Origin of the sequence: Kocuria sp. CH-021, assembly GCF_049716185.1 — a bacterium.
In the GTDB taxonomy this organism is placed as follows: Bacteria; Actinomycetota; Actinomycetes; order Actinomycetales; family Micrococcaceae; genus Kocuria; species Kocuria cellulosilytica.
This window is the reverse complement of record NZ_JBNAFK010000030.1, coordinates 17,463-28,254: the sequence shown is the minus strand read 5'-3', so window position 1 is coordinate 28,254 and position 10,792 is coordinate 17,463. Positions and strand designations below refer to the sequence as shown.

The following is a 10,792-nucleotide window of genomic DNA, read 5'->3' as shown; positions in this document are numbered from 1 at the left end:
AGGGCGATCCACGTACTCTGCATAAGCGGGGCCCCGGTCACAAGACCCAGGCACCGCCTACCCCCATAGCGTCTGAGCCGGCCCGGTCCCGACCGGGCCGCTCCGCGGCTCAGCCCGTGGCCCGGTCCACGGTTCAGTTCGTGGCCGGGGGATCCGCGGCGAGCAGGCGGAGCAGCCGTTCCAGCTCGATCCGGTCCGCCGGGTCCAGACGGGCGAAGTACTCCTCGGACTCCCGGCGCCGGTCCTCCCGCACCGTCCCGCGCAGCTCGGCCCCGCGCGCGGTGAGGGCCACCAGCGTGGCGCGCCGGTCCGAGGGGTCCGGCACCCGCTCCACGAGCCCCTTTCCCTCGAGCAGGTCCACCACCTCGGTGGCCGACCGCGGGGCGATGCGCAGGGCGTCGGCGAGGTCCTTCACGCGCAGGGCGCCGGGCCCGTCGCCGTGCCGGCAGGTCCCGGCCCGGTCGTCCCGGTGCGCCCCGGCGTGCCCGGCCAGGGCGTCGAGCGCCCGGAACTGGTGCGGGGTCAGCCCGAAGGGGGCCAGCTGCTCGGCCCACCGGCGGCGCAGCCGGCGGAAGACGGCGTGCAGCAGGTCGCCCAGGCGGGCCGGATCCGGATCGTCGTGCGGCATGGAGCCATCCTAGCCTCATTGCAGGTTGCCTCATAGAGAGGTAACCTCCTTGATACGTCCCGAGGAGGTCCCCATGACCCTGACCCACCGCGCCGGGCGCGTGCGCGCCCCGGCGCACGGCGGCGGGGACACCCCGGCCGCAGGACTCGCCGGTCCACCGGGTGCCGGCAGCGGCATCACCGGAGGCACCGGCGGCGGGGGCGGGCGCCCCGCCCGCCTGGACCCCGCGGACCGGGAGCAGCTCGCCCGACACCCCGTCGGCCCGCGCAGGATCGCGGCGCTGTTCGCCCCGCACCGGAGGACGATCGCGCTCGTCGTCGTGCTCATCACCGCGTCCTCGGTCGTCAACCTCGCCCAGCCGTTCCTGGTCCGGGGCGTCATCGACGACGCCCTGCCGCACGGCGACACCCGGCTGCTGCTGGCGCTGACGGCCTCGATGGTGGGGGTCGCGGCGGTGACCTCCGTGATCGGCGTGGTCCAGACCTGGCTGGCCACCGCGATGGGGCAGCGGGTCATGCACGCGCTGCGCGTGCAGCTCTTCACCCACCTGCAGGCCCAGTCCCTGGGGTTCTTCACCCGGACCCGGGGCGGGGAGGTGCAGTCGCGGCTCACGCACGACATCGCCGGGATGCAGTCCGTGGTCACCAGCTCCGCCACGGGGGTGGCCTCCAACCTCACGACCGCCGTGGCGACGGCCGTGGCCATGGTGGTGCTGTCCCCGGCGATGAGCCTCATCTCCCTGCTGGTGCTGCCGCCGGCGATCTGGCTGTCCCGCCGCGTGGCGCTGATCCGCCGGGACGTCACCGACGAGCGGCAGCGCGAGCTCGCCGCGCTGCACACCCAGGTCGAGGAGGGCCTGTCCGTCTCCGGGGTCCGGCTCGCCAAGACCCTGGGCACCACCGGGCGGGACGCGGACCGCTTCACCGAGCGCTCCGACCGGCTCGTGGGCCTGGAGCTGCGCAGCCAGCTGGCCGGGCGCTGGCGGATGGCCACCATGCAGATCGTCTTCACCGCCATCCCCGCGGTGATCTACCTGGCCGCCGGGTTCCCGGCCACCGGCGGCGGGATGACCATCGGCACCGTGGTGGCGTTCACCGCGCTCCAGGGGGCCGTCTTCCGGCCCGTGATGGGCCTGCTGAACATCGGCGTGCAGTGGGTGACCGCGCTGGCCTTCTTCAGCCGGATCTTCGAGTACCTCGACCTGGAGCCGCAGATCGCCCCGCCGGCGGCGCCCGTGCGGCTGGATCCGGCCGGCGTGCGCGGCGAGGTCCGGTTCGAGGGCGTGCGCCACGCCTACGACGACGGGCCCGACGTCCTGCACGGCATCGACCTGGTGCTGCCGGCGGGCACCACCACGGCGGTCGTCGGTCCCACCGGCTCGGGCAAGAGCACCCTCGGCTCCCTGCTGCCGCGGCTCAACGACGTCACCGAAGGACGGGTGAGCATCGACGGGGTCGACGTGCGCGAGCTCGACCCGGCGGACCTCGCGCGGATCGTGGGCGTCGTCTCCCAGGAGACCTACCTGGTCCACGCCACGGTGCGCGAGAACCTGCTGCTCGCCGACCCGGACGCCTCCGAGGCGGAGCTGTGGCGCGCCCTGGGCGCCGCGCGCATCGCCGACACCGTCGCCGGGCTGCCGGACGGGCTGGACACCCTGGTCGGCGCCCGGGGGCACCGCTTCTCCGGCGGGGAGCAGCAGCGCCTGGCCATCGCGCGGACCGTGCTGCGCAATCCGCCCGTGCTGGTCCTCGACGAGGCCACCAGCGCCCTGGACAACACCACCGAGGCGCAGGTCCAGGAGGCCCTCGACCGGCTCGCCGCGGACCGCACCACCCTGACCATCGCCCACCGGCTCTCCACGGTCGAGAACGCCGACCAGGTGGTGGTCCTCTCCGGAGGCCGCGTCGTCGAGCGCGGCGCCCCGCGGGAGCTGCGCGGGGCCGGCGGCCCGTTCGCGCTGCTGGCCGCCCGGACGGGGCCGGACCGCGCCACCGCCGCACCGGCCGGCGGGCCCGCCACCCGCTGACCCGGCACCCGCTGACCCGTGGGGACGCACGGCCGCCGGCTCCCGTGGTCGGGCGGGTCGCCCGGTGCGCTCGGGCCGCCCACCCGTCAGATGAGGTGCTCGGTCCGGGCCCGGTCGACCGCCTGGGTGCGGTTGTCGACGCCGAGCTTGGCGTAGATGTGCACCAGGTGGGTCTTGACCGTGGCCTCGGAGATGAACAGCGCCCGGGCGAGCTGCCGGTTGGTGGCGCCGGTGGCCAGGCGCTGCAGGATCTCGATCTCCCGGGCGGTCAGGGCGGTGGCCGGTGCGGCGACCCGCTGCACCAGGTGCGCGGTCACGGCCGGGGAGAGCACGGGCCGGCCGGCGGCGGCGGCCCGCACCGCCTGCCGGACGGTGTCCGACGGCGCGTCCTTGAGCAGGTAGCCGGTGGCGCCGGCGGCCATGGCCGCCAGGATGTCCGCCTGCGTGTCGTAGGTGGTCAGGACCAGCACCGGGGGCCCGTTGCGCGCCGTGATCCGCCGGGTGGCCTCGATCCCGTCCATGCCGGGCCCCATCTGCAGGTCCATGACGACCACGTCCACCACCGGGTCCGCCTCGGCGAGCGCCCGCAGCGCCTCCTGCCCGTCGCCGGCCTCGGCCGCCACGGTGATGCCGCCGGCGCCCTCCAGCAGGGCCCGGAGGCCGGCGCGCACCACGGGGTGGTCGTCGACCAGCAGCACGCGGAGGGGCGGGGCGTTCACGGTGCCGCCCGGAGGGTCCGGGCCCCGCCGGCTCCCGGATCCGCGGCGGGGCCGAGGCCCGGCGCGGAGGTCGGGGTCAGGGGCAGGCGGACCCCCACCACGGTCCCGGCGCCGGGACCGGACTCCACGCTCAGCGTTCCCCCCAGCTCCTGGACACGGGCCCGCAGCTGGGCCAGGCCGAAGCCGTGGTCCTCGCCGGCGGGCGGGAGCGACGCGGGGGAGAACCCGTCGCCGTCGTCGAAGACGTCCAGCGAGACGGCGTCCGCCCAACCGGCGAGGGTGACCACGGCGGTCCGGGCCCGGGCGTGGGCCACTACGTTGGCCAGCGAGGACTGCGCCGCGCGCAGCAGCACCGTCCGGTGGGCCTGCGGCACCGCGGGGAGCGGTCCCTCGCGGCGGAACCTGCACTGCAGGTCCTGGCCGGCGGCCCGGGCGCGCTCGGCGGTGTGCGTGCACAGCTCCTGCAGGGCGGCGGGCAGGTCGGCGTCCAGCGCCGGGGCGCCGAGGTCGCGCACGAAGCGGCGGGCCTCGGCCAGGTTCTCCGCGGCGGTGGCCTCGATGACGCCGAGGCGCTCCTGGGCGAGCGGCGCGTCCTGCCGTTCCAGGGAGTGCTGCGCGGCCCGGGACATCAGCACGATCGAGGACAGGCCCTGGGCGAGGGTGTCGTGGATCTCCCGGGCCAGCCGCTCGCGCTCCCCGGCCCGGCCGGCCTCGCGCTCCTGGCGGGCGAGCTCCGCGCGGGCGGCCTCCAGCTCCCGGACGGTGCGCCGGTGGTGCTCCGCGTCGCGGTACAGCGCCCGGTAGGCGTGCCCCACGACGACGGCGGACACCGCCCCGATCGCCGGTCCCGCCACCATGGCCGGGGTGAAGCCGCCGGGGTCCGCGTGGAGGTGCTGGGCCAGGACCACCACCGTGGTCAGCACGGCGATGCTGACCAGGGCCGCGGTGCGGGGCAGCAGGACCAGGTACACGAAGAAGAGCGGGAAGACCACCCAGGAGAAGTCCGGGCTGTACAGGGTCAGGAGGCTCCACAGCACGGTGACCAGGCCCAGCCAGGGCCGGGCCAGCGGCCGTGGGTCCCTGCTCGTCCGTCCTCGGGCGAAGCGGCTCTCCCACAGCGTTCCGGCCAGGTAGACCCCGGCCAGGGCGAGACCCAGGCACAGCACCGGCAGCACGTCGCCGGGAGCCGGGTGCGCGGTGTGCGCCCCGAGGACGACGCGCAGCAGGGCCGGCGCCAGCAGGCCCGCGAAGCCCACGTGCAGCGTGACCCGCAGGGCGCGCAGCACGGCGGGCGTCGAGGCGTCGTCCACCGGATCTCCTCTCGCACGGTCGCGGTCCGCCCGGACGCGGCCGGCACCGCCCGGCTCCACGGCGGCACGGGCGTCCGCAGCAGACCTGGCCATGCTATGCGCGCGGCGGCGCCCCCGGATCAACCGTTCGATGGATCGGCGGGTCCGTCCGACGGCGCCGCAGGACCGACCGGGCGGCCGATCCGCGGGCGGCCCGCCCCCGCCAGGCTGGAGGACGGAAGAACAGCTACCGCCACCACACCCCAGGAGCCATCCCATGTACCTGTCCGCCAGGGACCTCGTCTTCGCCCGAGGGCGGTTCGCCCTCGTCGGCGGGGTCGTCGCCCTCATCACCCTCCTGCTCGTCCTGCTCACCGGGCTGACCGACGGCCTGGGCCGCCAGAGCACGTCCGCCCTGGACCGTCTCGACGCCGGCCGCATCGTGTTCGGCGCCCCGGCGGACGGATCGGGGCAGCCGTCCTTCCCGGAGTCCGGGATCACGGAGGAGCAGCTGCGGATCTGGGAGGACGCCGCCGGGGCCGCGGTCGTCGAGCGTCTCGGCGTGGCGCAGAGCCGGGCCGGGACCGCCGGCGGCGGGGCGGCCGGTGTCGCCGTCGTCGGACTGGAGGAGGACACGGCACTGGTCCCCGCGCTCGGGACCCTCGCGGGATCGGCGCGCCCGGCTCCCGGGCGCGCCGTGCTCAGCGAGACCGTGGCCGGGGACCTGGGGCTGTCCGTGGGGGACGTCGTCCGGCTGTCCTCGACGGAGCTGACCGTCGCCGGCATCGCCGCGGACGAGCACTACAGCCACGTGCCCGTGGTGTGGACGTCGATGACCGACTTCCCCGGGATCGCCCACCTCGGCGAGGGGGCCGGGGCCACCGCCCTGGCCGTGCCCGCCGGCGCCGGACTCCCCGAGGGGGCCGTGGCGGCGGCCGACGAGGCCGCCGGCACCGTGTCCACCGACGCCCGCGGCGCCCTGGCGGCCCTGCCGGCCTATCGCTCGGAGCGGGGCTCGCTGCTGATGATGCAGGCCTTCCTCTACGGGATCTCCGCCCTGGTCGTGGTGTCGTTCCTGACCGTCTGGACGATCCAGCGCACCCGCGACATCGCCGTCCTGCGGGCGCTGGGCTCCTCGCGCGGCTACGTGCTGCGGGACGCCCTGGCCCAGGCCGCCGCGGTCCTCCTGCTGGGCGTCCTCGCCGGCGGCCTCGGGGGACTGGCCGGCGGACTCGCCGCCGGGACCGCGGTCCCGTTCGCGCTGACTCCCGCCACTGTCCTGGTCCCGGTCCTGGGCGTGTTCGTCCTGGGCACGGCCGGGGCCCTGCTCGCCACCCGCCGCGTCTCGTCCGTCGATCCCCTGCTCGCCCTCGGAGGCAACTGACCATGCGCGCTGACCACTCCCGCAGGACCACGCCGTTCCGCACCACCCCGGCCCCGGCAACGTCGCCGGACACCTCCGCCGTGACATCCGCCGTGACTTCCACCGTGACATCCGCGGCGACATCCGGCGTGACATCCGGCGTGACATCCGCCGTGGCCTCCGCGGCAGCACCCGCGACGAACGCCGCGGCGACGTCCTCCGGGGCCGTGCTCCGACTGGAGGACGTCACCCTCGCCTATCCCGACGGGACGGACGGGAACGGCCGCCCCCGCACCGTCCGGGCACTGGACGCCGTGGACCTCGCTGCGGAGGCCGGCACGGTCACCGCCCTGGTGGGCCCCTCGGGGTCCGGCAAGTCGTCCCTGCTGGCCGTGGCCGCCACCCTGGTCCGGCCCAGCGCCGGGGCGGTGCTCCTCGCCGGCCGGGAGATCACCGGCCTGCCCGAGCGCGAGCTCGCGCGACTGCGCCGGACCCGGATCGGGATGGTCTTCCAGCAGCCCAATCTGCTGCCGTCCCTGACGGCCCTGGAGCAGCTCGTGCTCACCGCCCACGTGCGGGGAGCCCGGGGCAGGGACCTCGAGGCGGCCCGGGAGCGGGCGGGCGGGCTGCTCGAGCTCGTCGGCCTGGGCGCGGCGGCCGCCCGGCGCCCGCACCAGCTCTCCGGGGGGCAGCGGCAGCGGGTGAACATCGCGCGGGCACTGATGGGCTCGCCGCAGGTGCTGCTGGTGGACGAGCCGACCGCGGCCCTGGACCACCACCGGGCCCGCGAGGTCCTCGGCCTGATCGTGGACGCCACCCGGCGGTTCGGCACGGCCACGGTCGTGGTCACCCACGACACCGAGCTCGTCCCGCTCGCCGACCGGTGCGTGACCATGCGCGACGGCCGCCTGCGCTGAGCCCGCGCCCGACGGGGTGCCGACCCGTGACCCGCAGGAGCCCGTACGACCACGGCGGATCGTGGGCGTGCGGGCTCCCGCGGGTCGACGGGTGGGCCCGGGGGTCAGCCGCGCTCGCCGTGCTGGACGATCAGCGGCAGGCCGGCCGGCTGCGCCACGCGCTCGCGCGCGGTCCGGGCCGCCGCCACGAGGTGCTCCAGCGACGCCCTGGTCTCCGCGTAGCCGCGGGTCTTCAGGCCGCAGTCCGGGTTGACCCACAGGGTCCGCGCCGGGACGTGCTCGAGGGCCCGCTCGAGCAGCTGCTCGATCTCCTCCTGGGCGGGCACGCGCGGGGAGTGGATGTCCCACACGCCCGGGCCGATGCCCCGGGAGAAGCCGGCGGCCTCGAGGTCGGTCAGCACCTCCATCCGGGACCGGGCCGCCTCGATGCTCGTGACGTCGGCGTCCAGGCCGTCGATCGCCCCGACCACCTCGCCGAACTCCGAGTAGCACAGGTGGGTGTGGATCTGGGTCGCGTCCCGCACCCCCGAGGTGGCCAGGCGGAACGCGTCCACCGACCAGCCCAGGTAGGCGGGCTGGTCCGCGCGGCGCAGCGGCAGCAGCTCCCGCAGCGCCGGCTCGTCGACCTGGATGATCCCGATCCCGGCGGCCTCGAGGTCCGCGACCTCGTCCCGCAGCGCGAGGGCCACCTGGTTCGCGGTCTCCGCGAGCGGCTGGTCGTCGCGCACGAAGGACCACGCGAGGATCGTGACCGGGCCCGTCAGCATGCCCTTGACCGGCCTGTCGGTGAGGGACTGGGCGTGGCTGATCCACGGGACCGTGAACGCCTCGCCGCGCAGGCCCTCGCCCTCCCGGCTGACGTCGCCCCACAGGATCGAGGGACGGGTGCAGCGGGAGCCGTAGGACTGCACCCAGCCGTGCACGGTGGTCGCGAAGCCGTCGAGGTGCTCGGCGAAGTACTGGACCATGTCGTTGCGCTCGGCCTCGCCGTGCACCAGCACGTCCAGGCCCAGCTCCTCCTGCAGCCGCACGACCCGCTCGATCTCCTCGCGCAGGAAGGCGTCGTACCGGTCGTCCGTGAGGGTCCCGGCCCGGTGCTGGGCGCGGGCGGCGCGGACCTCGGGCGTCTGCGGGAAGGAGCCGATCGTGGTGGTGGGCAGCGGGGGGAGGGGTCCGGACGCCGTGAAGGACCGCCCCTCCTGCGCGGCCCGGCGGACCTCCGCGGGCGCGCGTCCGATGTCGGCGGCGGTCAGCGCCCCGGCGCGCTCCCGCACGGCCGTGTCCCGGACCCCCGCGGCGGTCTCCCGGGTGCGCCGGGCCTCGGCCGCCTCGGCCAGCTCCTCCGCGACCGCCTCCGTCCCGGCGGCGAGACCGCGGGCCAGGGTGACGATCTCGCCGACCTTCTGGTCGGCGAAGGCGAGCCAGCTCCGCAGCAGCGGGTCCAGCCCGGTCTCCTCGGCCACGTCGTGCGGGACGTGGAACAGGGACGTGGAGGAGGCCACGGACACCAGGACGCCGCCGGCGGCCAGCTCCGCGAGCCGGTCGAGCCGGCCGGCCAGGTCGGCCCGCCACACGTTGTGCCCGTCGACGGCTCCGGCCACGAGCACGGCGGAGTCCTCGTCCCGGAAGAGCTCCAGCTCCTCGGGAGAGGGCGCCGCGCCCTTGACGAGGTCGAGGTGCAGGGCCTCCACGCCGGAGCAGGCCAGGGGGTGCAGCAGCGGCCCGGGCGAGCCGTAGGAGGTGGTGACGAACAGCTGCGGGCGCCGGGGCACGGCGGACAGGGCCGTGTAGGCGTCCCACACGGACGCGGCGAGCTGCTCCGCCGGGACGTGCTGGTCCGCCACGAGCGCCGGCTCCTCCAGCTGCACCCAGTCCGCGCCGGCCGCGGCCAGCTCGCCCAGCAGCTCCGCGTACACCGGGAGCAGCTCGGGGAGCCGCCGCAGCGGGTCGAAGCCCGCGGGGGCGTCGTCGTCGGCCTTGGCGAGGAGGAGGAAGGACACGGGTCCCACGAGGACCGGCCGGACGGTGAAGCCGTGCGCCGCGGCGCGGCGGACGTCCGCCACCAGCCGGTCGGCGGTGGCGCGGAACGGGGTGTCCGGGCCGATCTCCGGCACGAGGTAGTGGTAGTTGGTGTCGAACCACTTGGTGAGCTCGAGCGGGGCGCGGCCGGCGTCCCCGCGGGCGAGCACGAAGCTCGCGTCGAGGTCGAGCCGGCCCTCGGGGTCGGCGAGGTCGGCGAAGCGGGACGGGACCGCCCCGAGGGCCACGGTGGTGTCCAGCACCTGGTCGTAGAGGGGGAACGCCGCGGGCAGGGACGAGTCCCGGGCGCCGAGGCCCAGCTCCACGAGCCGGCGGTGGGTCGCCAGCTGCAGCTGGGCGGCCGCCGACTCGAGCTCCTCGCGGGTCGAGCGCCCGGCCCAGTAGGCCTCGAGGGCCTTCTTCAGCTCGCGGCGGCGGCCGATCCGGGGGTAGCCGGTGATGGTGGCGGCGGGGAACGGGACAGTGCTCATGGGGATCTCCTGAAGGGTGTCGTGAGGTCGAGAGGTCTCGTGCGGAACGGTGGGGCGGTGCGTGCTCACGCGGGGAGCAGCAGGTCGTCGAGCGGGACGGGCACGTGCGGGGCGCGGGGGAGGTCCACGTGCTCCAGCAGGTCCAGCGCGGCCCGGTGCTCGTTGAAGGTGTAGAGGTGCAGGCCGGGAGCCCCGGCGTCCAGGGCGGCGCGGGCCAGCCGGGCCGCGAAGGCCACGCCGGCGCGGTGCCGCTCCGCGGGGCCGGACGCGTCCTCCAGCGCGGCGGCCAGGCCGGGATGGGGCGCCAGGCCGGCCAGCCGGCACAGGGTCCGCAGCCGCCCCGGATCGGTGACCGGCATGATCCCGGGGACGATCGGGATGGTCACCCCCGCCGCCGTCGCCGCCGCGACCAGGCGCTCGTAGCGCTGCGGGCGGAAGTAGACCTGCGTGATCGCGAAGTCCGCCCCGGCGCGCTGCTTGGCCAGCAGCACCTCCACGTCGTGCCGGAACGAGGGCGACTCCGGGTGCCGGGTCGGATAGGCCGCCACGCCCACGGCGAGCCGGCCGGCCGCCAGGGAGGCCGTGTGGCGCTGCTCGACCTCGCGCACGAGCTCCACGAGCTCGCCGGCGTGCCGCAGCTCGCCCGGCGCCGCCTCCGGGTCCCGGTCCCCGCGCAGGGCCAGGACGCCCCGCACGCCGCGGCGGACCAGGGTGGCCACGGTCCGCTCCAGCTCGGCCCGGCTGCTGCCGACGCACGTCAGGTGCGCCAGGGGCCGCAGGCTCGTGCGCGCCAGGAGGTGGTCGAGCAGGGCGAGCGAGCTGTCCCGGCGCTGCTCGTCCCCGCTGTACGTCACCGAGACGTGGTCGGGACGGGTGGGCTCGAGCTCCTCGATGGTCCGCAGCAGCGTCGCGGCGCTCGCCGCGCCGCGGGGCGGATAGAGCTCGTAGGACAGGGACGGCGGCGCCGGCCGGGCGATCGGGCGTGGTGTCACGTTCTTCCTCCAAGGGTCACCCCGAGGGAGGGCGGCAACCGTCCCGGGGCGGACCCGGGAGGGAAGCGACAGCTCCATCGGTCCTGGCGGGAGCACCGTTCCGCGCACCCCGTGGCGGGGGCGCGGATGGTTGCTGCGGCGTCGACGAGCCAGGTCTCTCGGCCGCTCTGGATAGATGCAGGACCCATTCCAGCGGCCGCCCCGCCGTGCTGCCAAGTGCGGGCGCCCAGAAGACGCCGGAGCGCGGACTGTGACGACCGGGACGTCACGGGGCGCAACACGGACGCACGGCGACGCACGGGCGGTGGAGGGCGGTCCGGCGCCCGGGCCCGGCCTCGGCATAATGGA

8 protein-coding genes and 1 riboswitch are annotated in these 10,792 nt (G+C 76.2%); of the genes, 3 read left to right on the top strand and 5 right to left on the bottom strand.

Annotation, left to right across the window (positions count from 1 at the left end; genetic code table 11):
- Positions 1-133: 133 nt before the first annotated feature.
- A complete protein-coding gene (locus ACPYN7_RS17060) occupies positions 134-628 on the bottom strand; it encodes a MarR family winged helix-turn-helix transcriptional regulator (RefSeq protein ID WP_058875467.1) in 495 nt (164 codons plus the stop codon).
- 73 nt (positions 629-701) lie between these two features.
- Between ACPYN7_RS17060 and ACPYN7_RS17055 the strand changes: the two genes are divergently transcribed.
- On the top strand, positions 702-2,654 hold the full coding sequence (locus ACPYN7_RS17055; RefSeq protein ID WP_424348443.1) for an ABC transporter ATP-binding protein: 1,953 nt from the start codon (positions 702-704) through the stop codon (positions 2,652-2,654).
- Between the two features lie 86 nt (positions 2,655-2,740).
- On the opposite strand, the gene ACPYN7_RS17050 is transcribed toward ACPYN7_RS17055, so the two are convergent.
- Positions 2,741-3,373, bottom strand: coding sequence for a response regulator (locus ACPYN7_RS17050; RefSeq protein ID WP_424348442.1), 633 nt, complete (start codon positions 3,371-3,373; stop codon positions 2,741-2,743).
- Positions 3,370-4,683 carry a sensor histidine kinase gene (locus ACPYN7_RS17045; RefSeq protein ID WP_424348441.1) on the bottom strand — a complete coding sequence of 438 codons (1,314 nt, stop codon included), beginning with the start codon at positions 4,681-4,683 and terminating at the stop codon, positions 3,370-3,372. Before ACPYN7_RS17045 ends, ACPYN7_RS17050 begins: the two co-directional genes overlap by 4 nt.
- Before the next feature lie 256 nt (positions 4,684-4,939).
- On the opposite strand from ACPYN7_RS17045, the gene ACPYN7_RS17040 reads away from it, so the two are divergent.
- Together ACPYN7_RS17040 and ACPYN7_RS17035 are read left to right on the top strand one after the other, a co-directional pair.
- Positions 4,940-6,046 (top strand): ABC transporter permease, encoded by a 1,107-nt coding sequence (locus ACPYN7_RS17040; protein ID WP_058875464.1) that lies wholly within the window; start codon positions 4,940-4,942, stop codon positions 6,044-6,046.
- Between the two features lie 140 nt (positions 6,047-6,186).
- A complete protein-coding gene (locus ACPYN7_RS17035; protein WP_231738465.1) occupies positions 6,187-6,942 on the top strand; it encodes an ABC transporter ATP-binding protein in 756 nt (251 codons plus the stop codon).
- Between the two features lie 104 nt (positions 6,943-7,046).
- Here ACPYN7_RS17035 and metE read toward each other — a convergent pair whose 3' ends face one another.
- Both metE and ACPYN7_RS17025 read right to left on the bottom strand, forming a co-directional pair.
- Entirely contained in the window at positions 7,047-9,452 is a 2,406-nt protein-coding gene (gene metE, locus ACPYN7_RS17030) for a 5-methyltetrahydropteroyltriglutamate--homocysteine S-methyltransferase (RefSeq protein ID WP_424348440.1), read from the bottom strand.
- 65 nt (positions 9,453-9,517) lie between these two features.
- A complete protein-coding gene (locus ACPYN7_RS17025) occupies positions 9,518-10,444 on the bottom strand; it encodes a methylenetetrahydrofolate reductase (protein ID WP_058875461.1) in 927 nt (308 codons plus the stop codon).
- 71 nt (positions 10,445-10,515) lie between these two features.
- A riboswitch (SAM riboswitch) is annotated at positions 10,516-10,622 on the bottom strand.
- Positions 10,623-10,792: the final 170 nt, after the last annotated feature.

What these genes read in the sequence shown, in the direction of transcription:
- ACPYN7_RS17060 (WP_058875467.1), bottom strand. Translation starts at nt 628, where the DNA reads ATGCCGCACGACGATCCGGATCCGGCCCGCCTGGGCGACCTGCTGCAC.
- ACPYN7_RS17055 (WP_424348443.1), top strand. Translation starts at nt 702, where the DNA reads ATGACCCTGACCCACCGCGCCGGGCGCGTGCGCGCCCCGGCGCACGGC.
- ACPYN7_RS17040 (WP_058875464.1), top strand. Translation starts at nt 4,940, where the DNA reads ATGTACCTGTCCGCCAGGGACCTCGTCTTCGCCCGAGGGCGGTTCGCC.
- metE (WP_424348440.1), bottom strand. Translation starts at nt 9,452, where the DNA reads ATGAGCACTGTCCCGTTCCCCGCCGCCACCATCACCGGCTACCCCCGG.